Source organism: Citrobacter sp. RHB21-C05, from assembly GCF_013889015.1.
Classification (GTDB): domain Bacteria; phylum Pseudomonadota; class Gammaproteobacteria; order Enterobacterales; family Enterobacteriaceae; genus Citrobacter_A; species Citrobacter_A sedlakii.
Window position 1 is genome coordinate 4,559,755 of record NZ_CP057611.1, and the last position, 21,905, is coordinate 4,581,659.

General features: G+C 55.0%; 20 protein-coding genes and 4 tRNA genes. 4 read left to right on the top strand and 20 right to left on the bottom strand.

The features are described from left to right. Positions 1–32 precede the first annotated feature (32 nt). The 4 genes from hemC to hemY are packed head-to-tail and all read left to right on the top strand — an operon-like array spanning position 33 to position 4,116. Positions 33–974, top strand: a complete 942-nt coding sequence (gene hemC / locus HVX72_RS21635; RefSeq protein WP_181822259.1) for a hydroxymethylbilane synthase — start codon at positions 33–35, stop codon at positions 972–974. Then, positions 971–1,711 carry a uroporphyrinogen-III synthase gene (gene hemD / locus HVX72_RS21640; RefSeq protein ID WP_042292799.1) on the top strand — a complete coding sequence of 247 codons (741 nt, stop codon included), beginning with the start codon at positions 971–973 and terminating at the stop codon, positions 1,709–1,711. Before hemC ends, hemD begins: the two co-directional genes overlap by 4 nt. Before the next feature lie 21 nt (positions 1,712–1,732). Next, complete coding sequence (gene hemX / locus HVX72_RS21645) at positions 1,733–2,917, top strand: uroporphyrinogen-III C-methyltransferase (protein ID WP_181822260.1); 1,185 nt, start codon at positions 1,733–1,735, stop codon at positions 2,915–2,917. Positions 2,918–2,919: 2 nt separating this feature from the next. Then, complete coding sequence (gene hemY / locus HVX72_RS21650) at positions 2,920–4,116, top strand: protoheme IX biogenesis protein HemY (RefSeq protein WP_042292802.1); 1,197 nt, start codon at positions 2,920–2,922, stop codon at positions 4,114–4,116. Positions 4,117–4,685: 569 nt separating this feature from the next. Here the strand turns inward: hemY and HVX72_RS21655 are convergent. The 20 genes from HVX72_RS21655 to trxA form a co-directional block, all read right to left on the bottom strand. Further along, a tRNA-Pro gene (locus tag HVX72_RS21655) sits at positions 4,686–4,762 on the bottom strand. A 42-nt stretch (positions 4,763–4,804) separates the two neighbouring features. Continuing rightward, positions 4,805–4,891, bottom strand: a tRNA-Leu gene (locus HVX72_RS21660). Positions 4,892–4,910: 19 nt separating this feature from the next. Next, positions 4,911–4,986, bottom strand: a tRNA-His gene (locus tag HVX72_RS21665). Between the two features lie 57 nt (positions 4,987–5,043). Next, a tRNA-Arg gene (locus HVX72_RS21670) sits at positions 5,044–5,120 on the bottom strand. Between the two features lie 102 nt (positions 5,121–5,222). Further along, complete coding sequence (locus tag HVX72_RS21675; RefSeq protein WP_042292806.1) at positions 5,223–6,608, bottom strand: amino acid permease; 1,386 nt, start codon at positions 6,606–6,608, stop codon at positions 5,223–5,225. 202 nt (positions 6,609–6,810) lie between these two features. Continuing rightward, positions 6,811–7,551, bottom strand: coding sequence for a lipopolysaccharide N-acetylmannosaminouronosyltransferase (wecG, locus tag HVX72_RS21680; RefSeq protein ID WP_042292808.1), 741 nt, complete (start codon positions 7,549–7,551; stop codon positions 6,811–6,813). A 2-nt stretch (positions 7,552–7,553) separates the two neighbouring features. After that, positions 7,554–8,906 carry an ECA oligosaccharide polymerase gene (wzyE, locus tag HVX72_RS21685; RefSeq protein WP_042292809.1) on the bottom strand — a complete coding sequence of 451 codons (1,353 nt, stop codon included), beginning with the start codon at positions 8,904–8,906 and terminating at the stop codon, positions 7,554–7,556. After that, on the bottom strand, positions 8,903–9,982 hold the full coding sequence (locus HVX72_RS21690; protein ID WP_181822261.1) for a TDP-N-acetylfucosamine:lipid II N-acetylfucosaminyltransferase: 1,080 nt from the start codon (positions 9,980–9,982) through the stop codon (positions 8,903–8,905). Before HVX72_RS21690 ends, wzyE begins: the two co-directional genes overlap by 4 nt. Next, positions 9,979–11,229: a lipid III flippase WzxE gene (gene wzxE / locus HVX72_RS21695; protein WP_181822262.1), complete on the bottom strand. Its 1,251-nt coding sequence runs from the start codon at positions 11,227–11,229 to the stop codon at positions 9,979–9,981. The genes HVX72_RS21690 and wzxE overlap by 4 nt, the downstream gene beginning before the upstream one ends. A 1-nt stretch (position 11,230) precedes the next feature. Further along, entirely contained in the window at positions 11,231–12,361 is a 1,131-nt protein-coding gene (gene rffA / locus HVX72_RS21700) for a dTDP-4-amino-4,6-dideoxygalactose transaminase (protein WP_042292814.1), read from the bottom strand. A gap of 4 nt (positions 12,362–12,365) precedes the next feature. Continuing rightward, on the bottom strand, positions 12,366–13,043 hold the full coding sequence (rffC, locus tag HVX72_RS21705; protein WP_181822263.1) for a dTDP-4-amino-4,6-dideoxy-D-galactose acyltransferase: 678 nt from the start codon (positions 13,041–13,043) through the stop codon (positions 12,366–12,368). Next, positions 13,021–13,902 (bottom strand): glucose-1-phosphate thymidylyltransferase RfbA, encoded by an 882-nt coding sequence (rfbA, locus tag HVX72_RS21710; RefSeq protein WP_181822264.1) that lies wholly within the window; start codon positions 13,900–13,902, stop codon positions 13,021–13,023. Before rfbA ends, rffC begins: the two co-directional genes overlap by 23 nt. Before the next feature lie 110 nt (positions 13,903–14,012). Next, positions 14,013–15,080, bottom strand: a complete 1,068-nt coding sequence (rffG, locus tag HVX72_RS21715) for a dTDP-glucose 4,6-dehydratase (RefSeq protein ID WP_181822265.1) — start codon at positions 15,078–15,080, stop codon at positions 14,013–14,015. After that, the gene (gene wecC / locus HVX72_RS21720) at positions 15,080–16,342 is read right to left on the bottom strand and encodes a UDP-N-acetyl-D-mannosamine dehydrogenase (protein ID WP_042292816.1); all 1,263 of its coding nucleotides are present in this window, start codon (positions 16,340–16,342) and stop codon (positions 15,080–15,082) included. The genes rffG and wecC overlap by 1 nt, the downstream gene beginning before the upstream one ends. Then, complete coding sequence (wecB, locus tag HVX72_RS21725; protein ID WP_181822266.1) at positions 16,339–17,469, bottom strand: UDP-N-acetylglucosamine 2-epimerase (non-hydrolyzing); 1,131 nt, start codon at positions 17,467–17,469, stop codon at positions 16,339–16,341. Before wecB ends, wecC begins: the two co-directional genes overlap by 4 nt. Before the next feature lie 55 nt (positions 17,470–17,524). After that, entirely contained in the window at positions 17,525–18,571 is a 1,047-nt protein-coding gene (gene wzzE, locus HVX72_RS21730) for an ECA polysaccharide chain length modulation protein (protein WP_181822267.1), read from the bottom strand. A 12-nt stretch (positions 18,572–18,583) separates the two neighbouring features. Beyond that, a complete protein-coding gene (wecA, locus tag HVX72_RS21735) occupies positions 18,584–19,687 on the bottom strand; it encodes a UDP-N-acetylglucosamine--undecaprenyl-phosphate N-acetylglucosaminephosphotransferase (protein ID WP_042292819.1) in 1,104 nt (367 codons plus the stop codon). Between the two features lie 240 nt (positions 19,688–19,927). Continuing rightward, on the bottom strand, positions 19,928–21,187 hold the full coding sequence (gene rho, locus HVX72_RS21740) for a transcription termination factor Rho (protein ID WP_002437993.1): 1,260 nt from the start codon (positions 21,185–21,187) through the stop codon (positions 19,928–19,930). 87 nt (positions 21,188–21,274) lie between these two features. Further along, entirely contained in the window at positions 21,275–21,358 is an 84-nt protein-coding gene (locus HVX72_RS21745; protein WP_229264120.1) for a rho operon leader peptide, read from the bottom strand. A 164-nt stretch (positions 21,359–21,522) separates the two neighbouring features. Next, positions 21,523–21,852 carry a thioredoxin TrxA gene (gene trxA / locus HVX72_RS21750; protein WP_042292820.1) on the bottom strand — a complete coding sequence of 110 codons (330 nt, stop codon included), beginning with the start codon at positions 21,850–21,852 and terminating at the stop codon, positions 21,523–21,525. Positions 21,853–21,905: the final 53 nt, after the last annotated feature.

The window sequence follows — 21,905 nt, forward strand, 5'->3', positions numbered from 1 at the left end:
ATGAACCACGGACGATAATGACGGTAACAAGCATGTTAGACAATGTTTTAAGAATTGCCACACGCCAAAGCCCCCTTGCGCTCTGGCAGGCACATTATGTCAAAGACGCGCTGATGGCAAATCATCCCGGCCTGGTGGTGGAACTGGTGCCGATGGTGACGCGTGGCGACGTCATTCTTGACACCCCGCTGGCCAAAGTGGGCGGTAAAGGCTTGTTCGTGAAAGAACTCGAAGTCGCGCTACTGGAAAAACGCGCCGATATCGCAGTGCACTCAATGAAAGATGTCCCGGTCGAATTCCCGGAAGGGCTGGGGCTGGTGACTATCTGCGAACGCGAAGATCCGCGTGACGCCTTTGTTTCAAATACCTTCAATACACTCGACGAATTGCCCGCAGGCAGTATTGTGGGCACGTCGAGCTTACGCCGCCAGTGCCAGCTCGCCGAGCGCCGTCCGGATCTTATTATCCGTTCCCTGCGCGGCAACGTCGGCACGCGTTTAAGCAAACTGGATAACGGCGACTACGACGCGATTATTCTTGCCGTTGCAGGCCTCAAACGCTTAGGACTTGAATCACGCATCCGTACCGCGCTGCCGCCGGAAATTTCGCTCCCTGCAGTGGGCCAGGGCGCGGTCGGCATTGAATGCCGTCTTGATGATACGCGCACCCAGGCGCTGCTGGCGCCGCTGAATGACGAGATCACCGCGCTGCGGGTGAAAGCTGAGCGTGCCATGAACACCCGTCTGGAAGGCGGCTGCCAGGTGCCGATTGGCAGCTATGCTGAAATGATTGATGGCGAAATTTGGCTGCGTGCGCTGGTTGGCGCCCCGGACGGTTCGGTGATGGTGCGCGGTGAACGTCGCGGTGCCGCCGAACAGGCCGAGCAGATGGGCATCTCGCTTGCCGAAGAGCTGCTGGACAACGGCGCCCGCGCTATTCTGACGGAAGTGTATAACGGAGAGTCCCCCGCATGAGCATTCTGGTCACCCGCCCGTCTCCCGCAGGGGAGGAATTAGTGAGCCGTCTGCGCGCACTGGGGCAGGAGGCCTGGAGCTTTCCGCTCATCGAATTCACGCCGGGGCGCGATCTGTCGCGACTCCCCGAGGCGCTGGCGGCGCTGACGGATAACGATCTGCTGTTTGCGCTGTCGCAACACGCGGTCTCTTTCGCCCATGCGCACCTGGAGCGGCAAAGGGAGAAGTGGCCCGCTGAACCGCGCTATTTCGCCATTGGCCGCACCACCGCGCTGGCGCTTCATACCGTCAGCGGTCACGATATTCGCTATCCGCAGGATCGGGAAATTAGCGAAGTGTTGCTACAATTACCTGAATTACAAAATATTGCAGGTAAACGGGCGCTGATCTTACGCGGTAACGGCGGTCGGGAACTGTTGGGGGAAACCCTGACGACGCGCGGCGCTGACGTGGCGTTTTATGAATGTTATCAACGCAGCGCTAAACATTACGATGGCGCGGAAGAAGCGATGCGCTGGCAGTCGCGCGGGGTGACGACGGTGGTTGTCACCAGCGGCGAAATGCTGCAACAGCTTACCGCGCTGATTCCGCAGTGGTATCGCGAAAACTGGTTACTACGCTGCCGGCTTATTGTCGTCAGTGAGCGTCTGGCGCACCTCGCCCGGGAACTGGGCTGGCAAGATATTCAGGTCGCCGATAACGCCGACAACGATGCGCTACTGCGCGCATTACAATAACTCTCATAATGGGAAGCCATAATGACGGAACAAGAAAAATCCTCCGCCGTGGTTGAAGAAACCAGGGAGGCCGTGGACACCACGCCACAGCCAGTAAAAGCTGAAAAAAAGAGTAACAACAGCACCGCGCTGGTCCTGAGCGCAGTGGCTATCGCGATTGCGCTGGCGGCGGGCGTTGGGCTTTATGGCTGGGGGAAACAACAGGCAACCACCCAAAGCGCCGCGAACGATGCGCTGGTTAATCAACTGACCGCGCTGCAAAAGGCGCAGGAAAGCCAGAAGGTGGAGCTGGAAGGCGTTATCAAACAGCAGGCGACACAGCTTGATCAGGCCAATCGCCAGCAAGCCGAACTGTCCAGACAACTGGATGAAGTGCAGCAAAAAGTCGCCACTATTTCCGGTAGCGATGCAAAAACCTGGCTGCTGGCGCAGGCGGATTTCCTCGTTAAGCTGGCAGGGCGTAAGTTGTGGAGCGATCAGGATGTCACCACGGCGGCGGCATTGCTGAAAAGCGCCGACGCCAGCCTGGCGGACATGAACGATCCGAGCCTGATCGCTGCTCGTCGGGCGATTACCGACGATATTGCCAGCCTCTCCGCGGTTTCCCAGGTGGATTACGACGGCATTATCCTGAAGGTCAATCAGCTGTCTAATCAGATCGATAACCTGCGTCTGGCCGATAACGACAATGACGGTTCGCCGATGGATGCAGACAGCCCTGAGCTTTCCAGTTCGATCAGTGAATGGCGCATTAATCTGCAAAAAAGCTGGCAGAACTTTATGGACAGCTTTATTACCGTTCGTCGTCGCGACGACACCGTCGTGCCGCTACTGGCGCCGAATCAGGATGTCTATCTGCGGGAGAACATTCGCTCTCGTCTGTTAGTCGCCGCGCAGGCAGTGCCGCGTCATCAGGAAGAAACCTACCGCCAGGCGCTGGATAATGTCTCAACCTGGGTACGCGCTTACTACGATACTGACGACGCCACCACCAAAGCCTTCCTTGAAGAAGTGGATAAGCTCAGCCAGCAGAACATCACGATGGACGTGCCGGAAACGCTGCAAAGCCAGGCCATTCTTGAAAAATTAATGCAGACCCGTGTGCGTAACCTACTGGCGCAACCAACCGCGACAACAACGGAAGCCGCGCCCGCACCTGCCGCACCGCAGGCTGAAGCCCCGGCAACCGCGCCGCAAGGAGAATAATGATGCTGAAAGTATTATTGCTCTTTGTACTGTTGATAGCCGGGATCGTGGTGGGGCCGATGATCGCCGGCCACCAGGGCTACGTGCTTATCCAGACCGATACATATAACATCGAAACCAGCGTCACCGGGCTGGTCATCATCCTGATCCTTGCGATGGTGGTGCTGTTTGCCATCGAATGGGTGCTGCGCCGAATCCTTCGTACCGGCGCCCATACGCGCGGCTGGTTCGTTGGCCGTAAGCGTCGTCGCGCGCGTAAGCAAACGGAACAGGCGCTGCTGAAGCTGGCGGAAGGCGACTACCAGCAGGTTGAAAAGCTGATGGCGAAAAACGCCGACCATGCCGAACAACCGGTCGTAAACTATCTGCTGGCGGCGGAAGCGGCGCAACAGCGCGGCGATGAAGCGCGCGCTAATCAGCATCTGGAACGCGCGGCGGAACTGGCAGGTAACGACACCATTCCGGTGGAGATTGCCCGCGTACGCCTGCAGCTGGCGCGTAATGAGAACCATGCGGCGCGTCACGGCGTTGATAAACTGCTGGAAGTCACGCCACGTCATCCGGAAGTACTGCGTCTGGCGGAACAAGCCTACATCCGCACCGGCGCGTGGAGTTCGCTGCTGGATATTATCCCGTCAATGGCGAAAGCCAACGTCGGCGACGAAGAACATCGCGCCGCGCTGGAGCAGCAGGCGTGGATTGGTTTGATGGATCAGGCGCGAGCCGATCAGGGCAGCGAAGGGTTACGTGAATGGTGGAAACACCAGAGCCGTAAAACACGCCATCAGGTCGCCCTGCAGGTGGCAATGGCTGAACACCTGATCGAGTGTGACGATCACGATATGGCGCAGCAGATTATCATCGACGGCCTGAAGCGCCAGTATGACGATCGTCTGGTGCTGCCAATCCCTCGTCTGAAAACCAACAACCCGGAACAGCTGGAGAAAGTGCTGCGTCAGCAGATCAAGACCGTGGGCGATCGTCCGCTGTTGTGGAGTACGCTGGGGCAATCGCTGATGAAGCACGGTGAATGGCAGGAAGCGACTATCGCCTTCCGCGCCGCGCTTAAGCAGCGTCCGGACGCGTATGATTACGCCTGGCTTGCCGACGCGCTGGACCGACTGCATCAGCCGGAAGAAGCGGCCACCATGCGCCGCGACGGCCTGATGCTGACCTTGCAGAACAATCCCCCGCAGTAATACCTCTCTCACGCCCGGTGACGCTTCGCTTACCGGGCCTGCAATGCCCGAACGCTAATCGCATAAAAAAACGCCTGCTCTTTTAGGGAGCAGGCGTCAAAACAGGTCTGTATGACAACATAAAGGGGTGCTTCACTCAACGTTATGTCCATGGTGTTTGATGAGGCCGAAGCGACATCTGTCAGTGGACGATAAGCACCGTAAACGGCTCTGCATCATTCCTGAGTTTATGAGGCACTATGGCGAGCATAAGAGATGGAATGAGCATCTACGCGTATATTATTGCACATTGCATGCCAGAATTGCACCGCCAAAAATAGGGATTAAGACTTTTTACCGGGCCTGTAATGGCGCGCGATAGCGACAGTTAACGGCAGGATCGTCTGCGCTATCGCGCACAGATTGTCGCCAGGCAGAGACATCTATCAGGCTATAAAAGTAAATAGTTTATTTTCAAAGGATTATCTGTCACTGATTGGCGACAATGAACATGCGGGATGTCGTCTGGCGACAACAGCAGACGTTGAAGCGCAGAAAACAAAAAACCCCGCCGAAGCGGGGTTCAAAATTGGTCGGCGAGAGAGGATTCGAACCTCCGACCCACTGGTCCCAAACCAGTTGCGCTACCAAGCTGCGCTACTCGCCGATGTACTGCTTTTTTGAATTTTTAGTTCAATTCATTAAGTCGTGGTGCGAGGGGGGGGACTTGAACCCCCACGTCCGTAAGGACACTAACACCTGAAGCTAGCGCGTCTACCAATTCCGCCACCTTCGCATTTCACAACTTTTAATAATGGGGTGGCTAATGGGATTCGAACCCACGACAACTGGAATCACAATCCAGGGCTCTACCAACTGAGCTATAGCCACCACTGCAAATCTGTATTACGCGGTATCGAGACCACCGCAGCTCCAGCACCGGGTGAATGGTGCGCCCGACAGGATTCGAACCTGAGACCTCTGCCTCCGGAGGGCAGCGCTCTATCCAGCTGAGCTACGGGCGCTTAGCGCCGTTGCGGGGGTGGATAATACGGACTTCACACCCCGCTGTCTAGTGCCTTTTTAAATAAAATGCGCGTTTGGTTACGCTTTGCGCGTTTTGTCCGTTATTCCTGCGTTTTCTGCGCGATACCGTGGCGGTTAAGGCCGAAAACCTTATAAACGAGCGTCACGCCAAGCAAGAACAGAATGCCGACAAACAGCGACATACGCGTCTCTTCGTTAATGTACATGCCAATCAGCACGCACACCAGGAAAGCCATTGTTATCCAGTTTGCCCACGGGAATAACATGGAGCGGAACGGATGCGAGGCGATCGCCTCTTTATGTGCCCGTCGAAAACGCAGCTGGCTAATCAGGATCACAAACCATGGCACCATCCCCGGCAGCACGCTGGCGCTGTAGACATACACAAACACCCGTTGCGGATTAGGAATGATGTAGTTCAGGCAGGAGCCAACCAGCAGAATCAGAATCGACAGCGCCACCCCGGCCACCGGTACGCCATGACGCGACACTTTCGCCATCGCCGCAGGCAACTGACGGTTCTTTGCCAGCGCGTAAAGCATCCTCCCGCAGCTGTACATTCCGCTGTTACAGCCAGACAGCGCTGCCGTCAGCACCACAAAATTAATAATACCCGCAGCGGCGGTAATGCCGATTTTGGCAAAGGTCAGCACGAACGGGCTACCGTTGCTCCCGATTTCATTCCACGGGAAAATCGTGACGATAACGAAAATCGCGCCCACGTAAAAAATCAGGATTCGCCATAGCACTTTACCGACCGCGCTGCGCAGAGTAACTTGCGGATTCTTCGCTTCACCGGCGGTAATACCGATGAGCTCCACGCCCTGATACGACGCGACCACAATACATAGCGCGGTAAGGAAGCCTTTCCAGCCACCGGCAAAAAAGCCGCCATGCTCAGTCAGGTTACCAAAGCCAATCGCCTGACCGCCGTTGCCAAAGCCGAAGAAAATCACCCCCAGCCCGATAACAATCATCACGATAATAGTGGTGACTTTGATCATCGCGAACCAGAACTCGATTTCGCCATACAAACGCACGGCCGCAAGGTTGGCCAGCGCCACCAGCCCGACGGCGATAAGCGCAGGTATCCACTGCGCCATCTCCGGGAACCAGAACTGCACGTAAACACCAATGGCGGTAATTTCTGAGATCCCCACCGCCATCCACATAAACCAGTATGACCAGGCGGTAAGGTAGCCGAAAAACGGGCTCATGTAGCGGTGCGCGTAAACGGCGAACGAACCGGTCACCGGCTCCAGGAACAGCATCTCGCCCATTGAGCGCATAATGAAAAAGACGAACAGGCCGGCGATGATATACGCTAATAAAACCGACGGTCCCGCCCATTTCAGCGTGCTGGCGGCCCCCATGAACAGACCAACGCCAATGGTGCCCCCGAGGGCAATTAATTCGATATGACGAGCCTCCAGCCCACGCTGTAGCTCTGCTTTATTCTCTGCCATACATCCTCTTGTCGTGTTTGCTTACCATCCGGCTTTACCGGTTATTGTTATGGGTACATCGATGGGGGCGCATGGTTTCGCAAATTTGGCAAAATGGCAAATGAAGCATTAAAAAAATGCATGATTTGTGTAAAAAAGGAACGGATGCAGGGATGAAAGGCAGCGTTGTCAGCAGAATACGCTGCCTGCAAGGAAAGGGAGATCAGAGATCGCCGGTATAGTGCCAGCGCAGATAGCGCAACAAGCGAAGCTGACGGGTAATGCGGCTCGGTTGAGACAGCAGACGATAAAGCCACTCCAGCCCCAGGTTTTGCCACACTTTCGGCGCGCGCTTGACGTGCCCGGTAAACACGTCGTAGGTCCCGCCCACCCCCATATACAGGGCTTGAGGATGCACCTGACGGCAGTCACGCATGAAGATTTCCTGTTTCGGCGATCCCATCGCCACGGTGACGATCTGCGCACCGCTGGCGTGAATACGCGCAAACAGCGCCTGCCGCTGCTCTGGGGTAAAATAACCGTCCTGTCGACCCACAACATTAACGTTCCACTGCGCGCGCAGTTTCGCTTCGGTTTGCGCTAACACGTCAGCCTTTCCACCCACCAGAAATACTGGCGTACCTTCCTGCCCAGCGCGCGCCATCAATTCTTCCCACAGATCGGCTCCCGCTACGCGTGACACCTCCGCTTCCGGAAATTTTTTGCGAATCGAACGCACAACGCTGATCCCATCGGCATATTTGTATTCTGCCGCGTTAATCAACGCCCTGACTTCAGGATTATCTTCCGCCGTCAGCACTTTTTCGGCGTTGATCGCCACCAGGGTGCCCTGCTTCAACTTACCGCCAGCATAAAGGTAATCCAGCGCATGTTGCATGTTGCGCCAGCCTATTAGCTGAAGCCCGCGCAGCGCATAGAGCGGCGCCGTTGTTTTCTCAGTCATTGCTATCCTTCAACCTGTTTTCGCGGCAGGGTTTTTATACGTTTATGGATCAGTCCGGCGCTGTCGAACAGCCAGAAGAGGAGTTTAGCGATCAGCAGACTGGCGCCAAAAACCACCATGAAAAACACCACGCGAGAGACAAACGAGTCCAGCCCCTCACGCGCCAGCACGATCATGTTGAATATCGCGCCAAAGCAGAAACTGTGCAGAATGGCCGCCTTATAGCGATTCGTCTCGCGGTTACCCAACTCATACAGCCAGTCAAACCATTTGATGATCAGGCCCACCACGATCGCCCCCAGCGGGATAAACAGCGCGCCGCCCATCACCACCAGCGAACCAATTAACGTTGGAGAGATTGCCAATCCGGAGTGGTTGTTCAGCACTTCCCAGGTAAAATAGTTAGCGGCGTTCAGCACCATGCCGGGACGCCCTGGCCACAACCAGGAAGGGATGAACACGTAAAAGTCGCGGACAATGGGCGCCAGCCCCTGAAATTCGATTTTGTCGTAATTTTGCAGCAGCAGCGCCAGGTTTTCCCACGGTGAAAAGGTATCGCGGGTCAGATAAAGGAAAGTGTAAAACGCCTCATCGCCGCTGACGTTCAGCCCATAGCGTTTTAGCGCCAGCCAGAACATGCCGACAATCCCCAGCACGCCCGCCGCCGCCAGCATCCACAATGAAATCCAGCCGCGAATGATGCCAATAAACAGGAAAATAGCGAAAGCGATGATGATATTGGCGCGGGTGCCGCCAACGATCATATAGGTCAGTAGTCCAAACGCGACGGTACTGACCAGAAAGAACAACCAGGCTTTGCTGTCCTGACGCAGGAAATAAACCACCAGCATCGCCGGAATGAAAAAGTAAAAGAAGCGCTTTAACGCCACGCCGGAAACTTCGCTGGAAAAAATCTGGCTGTAGGAATGCAGACGGAACAACAGGAAACCGTTGTGCATAAAGAAAACGCCAACGCTCACCAGCGCGATGCCCATCAGAATCACCCACGTTAAATGGGTTTCCACGCGGTTCATGGTAAACAGCGGTTTGCGCGGTACGTCTGATGTCCGCTTACGCAAGCGGGTCTTATAGGTCACATAATAGACCGCATAAAAACAGGCGGCGGACAACAAGGCCTGTAACAAAATTTCCGGCGGCGCGACGCCCACATCAAAGCGGAACACCAGCACACTGGTCAGTGGAAAACCGAAAAAGAAGGTCAGCAGAAACAGCAGCGAGAAAAAGACGTTGAAGTTAAAGCGCACGCGGCGAAATTCGAACCAGGTCAACGTGGCAATGAACAACGTCGCCAGTAGCCAGACGGCGAACAGCCCACTGAACTGCATCAGGCTCATACGGCCTCCCCTGCGGCGATTCTGATCGCCTTGTGCCAGGGTTGCAGGTAGTTCGGGCTAAAGAAAGTGATCGCGTTTTTATCAACCGATGCCAGCTGGCGCTGCGCTTCTCGCACCACCTGTTCATTCAGCGCATCGCTGGTAAACAGTACCGGCAGTTGCTGTTCCACCATATCCTGCCAGAACGGGTTTTCGCGGTTCAGCACGCACGGTACCCCGGCCTGGATAAGCAGGCACAGCGTGCCAATCCCCTGCTGACGGGCAAAAATAAAATAGCCGAGGTCGCACTGGCGAAGCAGCGTCAGATAGGCGTCGAATGCCAGTTTTTCCTCAAGCACCTGCAAATGTTCCGCGCGGAACAGCGCCAGACCGGCCTGTTTCACTTCAGCAATATAGGCGTCGTTATTGGCCGGATACCCCATCGGGACGATGACGTTGACCGTATCGCCAAACTGCTGATGCACCGCTTTCAGCGCGGCAATATGTTCGTTGCTGCGATCGCCGGAATTCCCCACCAGAACGGTCATTTTCCCGCTACGTTGCCGATCGTTCGCCATATTATTTAGCGCGGGATCCATTCGCGTCGGGAAATACAGCAGTTCACCAGGAACGCGTGGATGCAGCCCGGCGAAATAGCGCAGATCGCCACGGGTGGCAAACACGCCGCCAACGCGGTTCTGCGCCAGACGGCGAACTGGATAGAACAGCTTAAATTTCAGACCGCTGGACACTTCGTACAGATCCGCGCCCCAGATATGCCAGTAAAACTGACCGGGCTTAATGCCGCCGCTGAGCAGCGCCAGCCATAGCGCGGTATTGAACTGCCCGTGAAAAAAGAACCGCTGCTGGCGGTTCGCTTTGGCTTTCGCGATAACCGCCTCGGCCAGCGATTTTTTACCGTTGTAAAACGAAAGGGAGAGCGACGGACAACTTTCGGTCAGTCCGGTGTCCTGACCGGCAACCATAAAGAGACGGGCATGCTCGCTGGTTTGCGCCAACGCGTCGTTAAAAAACCGCAGCACGGTTTGATTATGGTGAGGGATATCCGATCCCAGTACGTGAATCAGTACAGTCATGCCCGCCTACGCCAGAGTAAAAATACGCCACAACAGAGTGAAAAATAGACGACATAGGTGGCCATATACGCCTGCGCCGCACCCAGCGCGCCGTGCGTCGGGATCAGCCAGTGCGCAAATGCCGTCAGTAAAATGAACTGGCTGATTTCAGCCAGTATGTAAAACCGCAGCGACGCTTTCGCGATCACCAAATAGCCAAATACATATGCGCCGACTTTCAGCACATCCCCGACCAGTTGCCAGGCAAACAGATCGCGCATGGCGCTGAACTTGTCAGAGAAAAGCAGCCAGATAGCAACATCGCGCAGCAACCAGACGGTAAAACTTGCCGCCGCCACCGCTGGCAGCACAAACTTCAGCGACCTGACCACTTCCCGCGTAATATCGCGTTTCTCGGTCAGTCGCGACAGCGTGGGCAGCAGCCAGACGCTGAACGAGGCGGTAATAAATTGTAGATAAGCGTCGGAAATGCTGCTCACGCCCTGCCAGATGCCAACGTCATTCCAACTGTAGTGCGCCGCCAGCAGGTTTCGCATCATGACATAAGCCACCGGCAGCGTGACGGAAGTGATTAGCGCCATCAGGGTGAACTTGCTGAGCTGACCCGCCAGTCCGTTATCCCAGGACGGCTTCAGGTAGCGCAGCGGGATCGTCCCCCGCTTCATCAGTATCACAGCCGCCGGAATGACCACCAGCGCGGGCACCAGCGCCAGGCCAAGCAGCGCGCCTTCATAACCGCCTACCCGGTAGCAGCCGTAATAGGCGACGACCCCCACCAGGCTGCCGACAATCAATGACAGCGCGTTTCCGGCTGCATCACGAAAGCCCTTCATCAGCGCCAGCAGCAGGTTAGCCCAGGCGATACCCATCTGCACCAGCGCCACTAAACGTACCAGGCCCTGATACTGAGTATGACCGAATAACCCCTGACTTATCGGCGCAGCCGCCACCAGGAACACCAGCGCCAGCAGCGTGGAAAATCCGAGCACCATCGCTGAAGAGGTACCGACAACTTTTCGCAACTGCGCCGGGTTGTCGTGCGTCTGCGCAACGTATTTAGTGACGCCATTGAAAATCCCGGCGCCCGCCAGCACGCCGAGTACGGTGACCATCTGGCGGAAGTTTCCCGCCTGCCCGACGCCCGCCGGGCCGAATGTCACCGCCAACAGTTTAACGACCAGTAACCCGGCGCCAATTTTGACCAGCGTACTGGCCGCCGTCCACAGGGACGCTTTCGCAAGCGACATATCAGGCGAAATAATTCAGCAATGTGGTAATCACCGTGCGTTGATTCACTGCCGACAGGTTATAGAACAGCGGCAGGCGCAGCAGGCGTTCACTCTCTTTGGTGGTATAGCGATCTTCGCCGTGGAATTCTCCAAACTTCTCCCCTGCCGGGCAATCGTGCAGCGGGATATAGTGAAACACCGCCATGATTTCCGCTTCTTTGAGGAAGTTGATCAGCGCGCTCCGGTCATCAATATTACGCAGCTTGATATAGAACATATGAGCGTTCTGTTTGCAGTCGCCCGGAATGGACGGCAGTTCAATACGCCCGGCACGCGCCAGGGGCTGTAGCGCGTCATAATAGGTTTGCCACAACGCCAGACGCTGTTGGTTAATGCGATCTGCGGCTTCCAGTTGCGCCCACAGATAAGCGGCCTGGAGATCGGACATCAGATAGCTGGAGCCGATATCGCGCCAGGTATATTTATCCACCTGACCGCGGAAAAACTGGCTGCGGTTAGTACCCTTTTCACGGATGATCTCCGCGCGTTCGATCAGTTTGCGATCGTTAATCAGCGTCGCGCCGCCTTCGCCGCCCGCGGTGTAATTTTTGGTTTCGTGGAAACTAAAGCAGCCGATGTGACCGATTGTTCCCAACGCGCGGCCTTTGTACGTCGACATCACACCCTGCGCGGCATCTTCGACCACATACAGATGATATTTTTCCGCCAGCGCCATGATAGTGTCCATCTCACAGGCCACGCCCGCATAATGAACCGGCACAATCGCCCGGGTTTTATCGGTGATCGCCGCTTCAATGCGCGTTTCGTCGATGTTCATGGTATCCGGGCGGATATCCACAAAGATGATTTTCGCGCCGCGCAGCACGAAGGCATTTGCCGTCGACACAAAGGTATAGCTCGGCATGATCACTTCATCGCCCGGCTGGATATCCAGCAGCAGCGCCGCCATTTCCAGAGAGGCGGTGCAGGACGGCGTCAGCAACACTTTCGCGCTGCCAAAACGCTGCTCCAGCCACTGCTGACAGCGCCGGGTAAAACCGCCGTCGCCGCACAGTTTGCCGCTGCCCATCGCAGACTGCATGTAGTCAAGTTCGCTTCCCACCACCGGCGGTGCGTTAAACGGAATCATGTTGTCACCTGTATAACCAGTACGCAGTGCTTTCCACGTTCGCACCGCTTTGTATATAACGTTTAAGCGCGGCGGTGTTGCCCATTTGGGTCGCCACCCGCAATGTCGTTTTGCCATGCGCCCGCGCCCAGCCGAGCGCCGCCTGCACCAGCTCAGCGCCTGCGCCACGCCCGGCCAGTAAGCCGATGCGCGCCTCGCTGTCATTCAATTCTCGCAGCGAAACATAGCCGCGGATATCGCCGTTCGCCGCCCGCAGAACCAGACACTGGCTATCAAACGTGCCGCGCACCGCGTTTTCTATCCACTGCGCATAGAAGCGCGCGCTGGCGTCTGGCGCATACCACGGCGCGCGAAAGCGGCTTTGTGCGAAGGCGACAGCGGCATGGTCGCGCAGCGCAGGAATGTCTGCCAACTCTGCAATTTCCGCGCCATTCTGCGCGCATTCTGCCGTCACGGGCAGCACTAAATCGACTTCGCCCTCGACAAGGGAAAAACCCAGTTGTTGCAGCGCATCCAGCTCAACCGTATTCGCCGCCGGAATTTTCGCCTGCACACGTGACCAGCGCTGCAGCGCTGCCACCGTTAAAGGCGACGCCGCAGGGTTAATGCGCACAATGGCGCTGTTCACGCCAAAGAAAGCGTTTTCCCAGCTTAACGGCTCAATACTGGCGCGGACGTGCACGGAGCAACTCCAGTAAATATTGACCGTATCCGGTTTTTGCCAACGCGCTGGCGGCGCGTTTTACGCCGTCATCATCCAGCCAGCCGTTGCGCCAGGCAATCTCTTCCAGACACGCTATTTTAAAACCCTGACGTTTTTCCACCGTCTGAACAAATGTACTCGCCTCAATCAAGCTGTCATGCGTACCGGTATCTAACCAGGCAAAGCCGCGCCCCAGTAGCTCGACTGTCAGATTGCCAGCGTCGAGGTACATCTGGTTGATTGAGGTGATTTCTAGCTCACCACGCTCAGAAGGCTTAACACGCTTCGCGTACTCCACCACTTTGCTGTCGTAAAAATACAGCCCCGTTACCGCCCAGTTTGACTTAGGTTGCTTTGGCTTTTCTTCTAATGAGATCGCGCGAAAGTTATCGTCAAATTCCACCACACCGAAGCGTTCAGGATCCATAACCTGATAACCAAACACTGTCGCGCCTTCGGTCCTTGCCGCAACGTGCCGCAATTTTGGGCTAAAGCCCTGACCAAAAAAGATATTATCACCAAGCACCAGACAAGAAGGTTCGCCGTTTAGGAACGTTTCAGCGATGATAAACGCCTGAGCAAGCCCATCCGGGCTGGGCTGTTCGGCATACTGTAAGTCGATACCAAATGCCGAACCATCACCCAGCAGACGCTGAAAATAACCTTTATCTTCTGGTGTCGTGATGATCAAAATTTCACGGATTCCGGCCAGCATCAAAACGGACAACGGGTAATAAATCATCGGCTTGTCATAAATGGGCAGTAACTGCTTCGACACGCCGCGTGTGATCGGGTGCAAACGGGTACCTGAGCCGCCCGCCAGAATGATACCTTTCATGTGTTCCTCCTCCGGGAGCCAAAGTCCGGCTCATCAGGCGTAATTGTCGCAGCCAGTTTGAGCACTACCAGGTTCAAAATGGCAAGTAAATAGCCTGATGGGCTGGGTTTTTAGCCTTTCAGACCCAAACGTTGCCCTTGATAGCTGCCGTCCTGCACAGGTTTCCACCAGGCTTCATTCGCCAGATACCATTGCACGGTTTTACGCATTCCGCTTTCAAAGGTTTCCTGTGGCGTCCAGCCGAGCTCGCGCGCAATTTTCGCCGCATCAATGGCGTAACGTAAGTCATGGCCCGGACGATCATCAACAAAAGCAATCAGTTCACGGTACTGAGTAATACCGCGCGGCTTATTCGGCGCCAGCTCTTCCAACAAATCGCAAATAGTCTCGACCACATCCAGATTCTTCCGCTCATTGTGGCCACCGATGTTATAGGTTTCACCCACCGTTCCAGTGGTCGCCACGAGATACAGCGCCCGGGCATGATCCTCCACATACAGCCAGTCGCGGATTTGCTGTCCGTTACCGTACACGGGCAGAGGTTTCCCCGCCAGCGCGTTAAGGATCATCAGCGGGATGAGTTTTTCCGGGAAATGATAAGGCCCATAATTATTCGAGCAGTTGGTGATCAGTGTCGGCAAGCCATAGGTGCGCAGCCAGGCGCGTACAAGGTGATCGCTGCTGGCTTTCGACGCCGAATAGGGACTGCTGGGCGCGTACGGCGTGGTTTCAGTAAAGAAGTCTTCCGCTGAATGCAGGTCGCCATAAACCTCGTCCGTGGAGATATGGTGGAAGCGAAATGCCGTTTTTTTAGTGCCCGCTAAAGCACTCCAGTATGCACGGGCTGCCTCCAGTAATGTGTACGTGCCCACGATGTTCGTTTCAATAAACGCCGCCGGGCCGTCAATAGAGCGATCAACATGGCTTTCCGCCGCCAGATGCATCACACAGTCCGGTTGATACTGTTTAAAAACGCGCGCCAGCGCGGCGCGATCGCAGATATCCACTTTCTCAAAGGCGAAACGCTCACTCTGCGCAACTGGCGCTAATGACATCAGGTTTCCGGCGTAGGTGAGTTTATCCACCACCACCACCGAATCAGCCGTCTCATTAATGATATGCCGTACCAACGCCGAGCCGATAAACCCCGCGCCACCTGTGACCAGAATCCGTTTCATTAACGCCAGACCCCTTTGGTATCAACGATATATTGCTGACGAACCGCGTCACCGCGCATCGCTTTAAACTCATTATGATCGACCAGCATCACCAGCACGTCGGCGGTTGCCAGCGCATCGTCCAGCGTCGCCAGCGCGCACAGGCCATCCAGCTTTTTCGGTAACTGATGGATATTCGGCTCCACCGCCAGCGTTTCACCGCTGTGCCATTGGGCGATATTCTGCGTAATTTCCATTGCCGGGCTTTCGCGGAGATCGTCGATATTCGGTTTGAAAGCCAGCCCAAAGCAGGCGATTTTCACTTCGCTGGCGCGCTTATCGGTCGCAGCCAGGCAATCCGCCACGGCGGCTTTCACCTGGTCAACAACCCAGTGCGGCTTACCGTCGTTGACTTCACGCGCGGTACGAATCAGACGCGACTGCTGCGGGTTTTGCGCCACGATAAACCACGGATCGACGGCGATGCAGTGCCCGCCAACGCCCGGTCCGGGCTGGAGTATATTGACCCGAGGATGGCGATTCGCCAGTTGGATCAGTTCCCAGACGTTAATCCCCTGATCGGCGCAGATCAGCGACAGTTCATTCGCAAAAGCAATATTGACATCGCGGAAACTGTTTTCCGTGAGCTTACACATTTCCGCTGTGCGGGCGTTCGTCACCACGCACTCACCTTCAAGGAAGATCTTGTACAGTTCGCTGGCGCGCGCCGAGCATACCGGCGTCATACCGCCAATCACGCGGTCATTCTTAATCAGTTCGACCATCACCTGACCCGGCAGTACGCGTTCAGGGCAATAGGCCACATTGACGTCAGCCTGCTCTCCGGCCTGCTGCGGGAAAGTGAGATCCGGGCGCATCGCCGCCAACCAGGCAGCCATTTGCTCTGTCGCACCGACTGGCGAGGTAGACTCAAGGATCACCAGCGCCCCTTTTTTCAGTACCGGCGCCACGGATTTCGCCGCGGCTTCGACATAGGCCATATCGGGTTCGTGATCGCCTTTAAACGGTGTGGGAACGGCGATCAGGTATGCGTCAGCGTCAACCGGCGTAGTGGTGGCGCGCAAAAATCCACCCTCAACCGCCGTTTTTACCACCTTGCCCAGATCCGGCTCAACGATATGAATTTCACCGCGGTTGATGGTATCTACCGCGTGCGGGTTAACGTCCACACCAATGACCTGCTTTTGGCGCGACGCGAAGGCGGCCGCCGTTGGCAAACCGATATATCCCAGACCAATAACAGAAATGGTAGAAAAACTCATAGCGATACCCGACTGTTTTTTAAAGCGTCTAAAATTCGGCCACAGGCCAGCCCGTCACCGTAAGGGTTATGGGCGCGACTCATGGTCTGATATTCATTTTCGTCATGCAGCAAGCGCGTGACTTCCGCAACAATGCGCCGGGAGTCAGTGCCCACCAGGCGCACCGTCCCCGCCGTCACGGCTTCAGGGCGTTCGGTCGTTTCACGCATCACCAGTACCGGTTTGCCCAGCGACGGCGCTTCTTCCTGAATCCCTCCGGAGTCGGTGAGGATCAGCCAGGCGTGATTCATCAGCCAGACAAAAGGTAAATAGTCCTGCGGTTCAATCAGCATCACGTTTTCAACGTGACCGAGAATACGGTTGACCGGCTCACTGACGTTAGGGTTCAGATGGACCGGATAGACAATTTGCACGTCCTGGTTGGCGGCGGCAATATCCGCCAGCGCATGGCAAATCTGCTCAAAACCACGGCCAAAACTTTCACGTCGATGCCCCGTCACCAGAATCAGCTTTTTATCTTCGCACAGGAAAGGGTAACGTTCGGCCAGCGCTGAGCGCAGCTTATCGCTGGCCAGGACGCGGTCACGCACCCAAATAAGCGCATCGATCACCGTATTGCCGGTAACAAAGATGCGGCTGTCAGCGATATTTTCACGCAGCAGGTTTTGCCGTGAGTTTTCAGTCGGCGCGAAATGGTACATCGCCAGATGGCCGGTCAACGTCCGGTTTGCCTCCTCCGGCCACGGCGAAAACAGATCGCCAGTGCGAAGTCCGGCTTCCACGTGCCCGACAGGGATGCGTTGATAAAATGCCGCAAGACTGGTGGCGATAGTGGTGGTGGTATCGCCATGTACCAGTACCACATCAGGCTTGAAATCAGACAGGATAGGCTTCAGCCCTTCCAGAATTCGACAGGTTATTTCTGTCAGCCCCTGACCCGGTTGCATAATATTAAGATCGTAGTCAGGAACAATGGAAAAGAGGTTCAAAACCTGATCGAGCATCTCCCGGTGTTGCGCGGTGACGCAAACTCTCGCTTTGAAATCAGGATCCTTTGCCAGCGCATGAACCAAAGGCGCCATTTTGATGGCTTCCGGTCGCGTGCCAAATACAGTCAGTACTTTCACATCGATTCTCTTCGAATAGTCAGTGAGGGCCCAGCCCCTCACTGCGGCAGTCGTGCTAGATCGTGCGGCGGCGGGTTAACGCAACACCAGCGCCGATAAGCCCCCCCACGATGCCCCACATCACCATCAGGAAGGCACGGCGCGGGCTATCGCGTTTTACCGGTTCTTCCGGCGTCCGCAAATAGCGATAGGTCTGAAAACGCGGGTCCAGGGTTGGCCCCACGTTCAATGTATTCAGCATGGCCCGGTTCTGGAAGTAGTCCAGATCGAAGGTGGGACCAACGGCCTGTAAATTTTCGAGGCGAGCCTGGAGCATCGGACGTCCCAATAAAAACAGTTCCGACTCCGGCAATTCATCCGGCGGAACGTCTGTCTGCGTGCGGGAAATATTGTGCTGCTCGGCGATTTTCAGCGCCTGTTCGATACTGCTTACGCGGCGGGAGAAAATGGCTTTTGCCACCTCTTCCTGGCGTTTAACCTGCGCTTTCATTTGCACGGTCCGCGCCGCCCATGCGCCTTTCAGCTCGTCATTCAGATGGCTTGCCGCGCGCTGGCTCGAGAAGGCGACATACTGGCGCAACAGATTGTTGGCGTCAGGTGCGGTTTCGGCAATCAGCTTGACGCTGTCGTTAACAGCACGAGTGAAATCACCGGGGATAAACTGAATATTGTTGATCAGCTCATCCAGCATCGCGGCATCGGCCTTGCTGTTACCCACCATCCGTTGCTTGTAATAGTCGGTTTGCAGCCAAAAATCGCGACGAGTATCCCAGGAGGCCAACTGCATCACGAACTCTTTGTAGGCTTCATCCATCACCGAAGGCTGGTCGGCTGGCGTATTGCTGACTTTGACATCCAGATTACGCAGAAACTGCTGCTGGGAATAGTAGCCTCCCAGCATGTTCACCGTGGGACGATCGGAAATGGCGGTCGCGCTCCACTCCTGGCGGGCAAAGAAGGTATACGCTAACGCGAGCAGCGCGAACAACAGTGCGACACCGACAATCCATACCTTCCCGGCCCATAAGGTACGAAACAACCCACGAATATCCAGTTCATTTTCAGCGCTCACGGCGTGTACCCCCGGTAATGGTTGAGTCATCGCACCCTCGATTTACTTGATTAAATTTGGCTTATTATCTCGGTTTCTGCGCAGTCTGCGCTTTAAGCGTTTGATGAATCTCGCCACTTTCCAGGCACGCTTAATGCAGTAACCGTAGAGGAAGAATGCTAGCAAAAAGAGCACCAACATAACCCACTCAGGCACAATTTGAGAGTATTCCGCAAGCACGCCAATAGAGGCGAGGATGGCAGCGGCCAAGGTAATGAGGACAAACGCCTGACGGGAAGTAAACCCTGCGCGCATGATCAAATGATGAATGTGCTGACGGTCAGGCGAGAACGGGCTCATTCCTTTGCGCAGGCGGCGGTACATAATGGCCACCATGTCCATCAGCGGAATGGCGATGATCCACAGCGCGGTAACCGGGCTAATAGGATGGGTTTGTCCTTGCGTGGTTTCTAACAGGATCCAGATGACGGTAAAGCCTATCAGCGTACTGCCAGCGTCCCCCATAAAAACCTTGTAGCGTCGACCCAGCGCGCCCAGGTTCAACAGGATATACGGCAGGATGGCGGCTATCATCGCAAAGCACCAGATGGCAAGGCTTGTCTGTCCGTCAAACCAGAGGATAAGCCCCATCGCCCCAAAGGAGACGCTGGAAAGCCCACCTAACAGACCGTCGATGCCATCAACCATATTAAAGGCGTTGATGGCCGCCCAGACGGCGAAAAGGGTGAGGAAATAACCGAAAGGACCGAGCACCATTTCCCACGGCCCAAAAATGTAGCCGAGACTGCTGAGGTAGAGTTTACCGACCACCATCATAACGACGCCGATAGCGGCCTGTACGGTAGCGCGTATTTTTACGCTGATATCAAAGCGATCGTCGAGCGCGCCGATAAAAACCAGCACGCCCGCACAGGCAAGATAAAGAGCAGCATGGGGAATATAATAATCTGCGATGCCGAACGTGAAACAGATCCCCGCATATACTGAAATGCCCCCAACCAACGGTATCAATCCCTGGTGACGTTTGCGGAAGTTGGGCTTATCCACTAAACCGATCTTTTTTGCTACCTTGCGCGCAAAAAACAGAAACAGTGTCGTGAATAAAAAAATACTGATGAGATCAGTACTGACTGTCAGTAAATTCACAATGCGTGCTCTCAGAGAAAATTATTAGCAGAAGTATAACCACGAAGACCTGTATTCAGAAGGGAAACTCCATTCCGAAGCGTCTGTTTTGTATTATTTTTAACCACATTTCGTATTTACCAGGCAAAACGCGGTGCAGCGGAGTGTGTTTACGCAACATCTTATTAAGACGTTGTTAAGATTACAGGCATAAAAGCAAAACGCCACGTAAAAACGTGGCGTTTTTGGCTGGTCGTACTCTTACGAACGCTTCATCATGTCGAAGAAATCATCGTTGGTCTTGGTCATCGCCAGCTTATTGATGAGGAACTCCATTGCGTCGATTTCGCCCATTGGGTGAATGATCTTACGCAGGATCCACATCTTCTGCAGCTCTTCCTGGGTGGTAAGCAACTCTTCTTTACGGGTACCGGAACGGTTGTAGTCGATAGCCGGGAAGACGCGTTTTTCCGCGATCTTACGGGAGAGGTGCAGTTCCATGTTACCGGTGCCTTTAAACTCCTCGTAGATAACTTCATCCATTTTGGAGCCGGTATCGATAAGCGCGGTCGCGATGATGGTCAGGCTGCCGCCCTCTTCCACGTTACGCGCCGCCCCGAAGAAACGCTTCGGACGATGCAGGGCGTTGGCATCTACACCACCGGTCAACACTTTACCGGAAGCCGGTACCACGGTGTTGTAGGCACGCGCCAGACGGGTGATGGAGTCGAGCAGAATGATAACGTCTTTCTTATGTTCAACCAGGCGCTTCGCTTTTTCGATCACCATTTCGGCGACCTGAACGTGACGGGATGCCGGTTCGTCAAAAGTCGACGCAACCACTTCACCTTTCACCAGACGCTGCATCTCGGTCACTTCTTCCGGACGTTCGTCGATCAGCAATACCATCAGCACGCAGTCTGGGTGGTTGTAGGCAATGCTCTGCGCAATATTTTGCAGCAGCATGGTTTTACCCGCTTTCGGCGGCGCCACAATCAAGCCACGCTGACCGCGACCGATTGGCGAAGCCAGATCCAGTACGCGCGCCGTTAAGTCTTCAGTCGAACCGTTACCCCGTTCCATGCGCAGACGAGAGTTGGCATGCAGCGGCGTTAAGTTTTCGAAAAGGATTTTATTGCGGGCGTTTTCCGGTTTGTCATAGTTAACTTCGTTAACTTTCAACAGCGCAAAGTAGCGTTCGCCTTCTTTCGGCGGGCGAATCTTACCAGAGATGGTATCACCAGTGCGGAGGTTGAAACGGCGGATTTGGCTGGGGGAAACGTAGATGTCATCAGGACCGGCGAGGTAGGAGCTGTCTGCAGAGCGGAGGAAACCAAATCCATCCTGCAATATCTCCAGCACACCGTCACCAAAGATATCTTCGCCACTCTTTGCGTGCTGCTTCAGGATGGCAAAAATAATGTCCTGCTTACGCATACGAGCCAGGTTTTCCAGCCCCATATTTTCGCCGAGAGTGATCAGCTCAGAAACCGGCGTATTCTTTAATTCGGTAAGATTCATAATGGTGTGAGTTCTTAAACTTGGGGTAAATCTCGAACTTAATGTTGTGAATGGTATGGCAGGGTCATCCATGCCTGTTTACGGCCATCAACTCATGTCTGTTCGCTGTCTGGTCACAGGAAAGTACGCAGAACTGAAACGACAAGACGGAATGAATGATAAGCCAGGAATCTGTCCACATCTCGGGTGAAACTGAGACGTTGTGGAAATAGCAAGATTCAAACTTAATAAGGTATGTTTAATACGAAGTCAACACTAACTTAGCACGACTCACGCCGGGCGTCCAGTCATCCGAATCATTTAGGATTAAGGGCGCCCGAGCATGAGGTCTCCTCTTACGCGATATTCGCGTCGAGGAATTCTTTCAGCTGACCTTTGGACAGTGCGCCCACTTTGGTCGCTGCAACTTCACCGTTTTTGAACAGCAGCAGAGTCGGGATGCCACGGATACCATACTTCGGCGCGGTGCCTGGGTTCTGGTCAATGTTCAGTTTAGCAACCGTCAGTTTGCCCTGATATTCGTCAGCGATCTCATCCAGAATCGGGGCGATCATTTTGCACGGTCCGCACCACTCTGCCCAGAAATCGACGAGGATGGCCCCGTCCGCTTTGAGTACATCCGTGTCAAAACTGTCGTCAGTCAGGTGAATAATTTTATCGCTCATATTAACTCCACAGGAATAAGCCTGGTACGTTGGTTTTGCCTTCATCAACGACG

Excerpts from the sequence above, each read along its gene's own strand:
- trxA (WP_042292820.1), bottom strand. The coding sequence starts at position 21,852 with ATGAGCGATAAAATTATTCACCTGACTGACGACAGTTTTGACACGGAT.
- wzyE (WP_042292809.1), bottom strand. The coding sequence starts at position 8,906 with ATGAGCCTGATGCAGTTCAGTGGGCTGTTCGCCGTCTGGCTACTGGCG.
- rho (WP_002437993.1), bottom strand. The coding sequence starts at position 21,187 with ATGAATCTTACCGAATTAAAGAATACGCCGGTTTCTGAGCTGATCACT.
- HVX72_RS21675 (WP_042292806.1), bottom strand. The coding sequence starts at position 6,608 with ATGGCAGAGAATAAAGCAGAGCTACAGCGTGGGCTGGAGGCTCGTCAT.
- hemX (WP_181822260.1), top strand. The coding sequence starts at position 1,733 with ATGACGGAACAAGAAAAATCCTCCGCCGTGGTTGAAGAAACCAGGGAG.
- hemD (WP_042292799.1), top strand. The coding sequence starts at position 971 with ATGAGCATTCTGGTCACCCGCCCGTCTCCCGCAGGGGAGGAATTAGTG.
- wecG (WP_042292808.1), bottom strand. The coding sequence starts at position 7,551 with ATGACTGAGAAAACAACGGCGCCGCTCTATGCGCTGCGCGGGCTTCAG.
- rffG (WP_181822265.1), bottom strand. The coding sequence starts at position 15,080 with ATGAAACGGATTCTGGTCACAGGTGGCGCGGGGTTTATCGGCTCGGCG.
- wzzE (WP_181822267.1), bottom strand. The coding sequence starts at position 18,571 with ATGACTCAACCATTACCGGGGGTACACGCCGTGAGCGCTGAAAATGAA.
- rfbA (WP_181822264.1), bottom strand. The coding sequence starts at position 13,902 with ATGAAAGGTATCATTCTGGCGGGCGGCTCAGGTACCCGTTTGCACCCG.
- HVX72_RS21690 (WP_181822261.1), bottom strand. The coding sequence starts at position 9,982 with ATGACTGTACTGATTCACGTACTGGGATCGGATATCCCTCACCATAAT.
- hemC (WP_181822259.1), top strand. The coding sequence starts at position 33 with ATGTTAGACAATGTTTTAAGAATTGCCACACGCCAAAGCCCCCTTGCG.
- wzxE (WP_181822262.1), bottom strand. The coding sequence starts at position 11,229 with ATGTCGCTTGCGAAAGCGTCCCTGTGGACGGCGGCCAGTACGCTGGTC.
- hemY (WP_042292802.1), top strand. The coding sequence starts at position 2,920 with ATGCTGAAAGTATTATTGCTCTTTGTACTGTTGATAGCCGGGATCGTG.
- rffA (WP_042292814.1), bottom strand. The coding sequence starts at position 12,361 with ATGATTCCGTTTAACGCACCGCCGGTGGTGGGAAGCGAACTTGACTAC.
- wecC (WP_042292816.1), bottom strand. The coding sequence starts at position 16,342 with ATGAGTTTTTCTACCATTTCTGTTATTGGTCTGGGATATATCGGTTTG.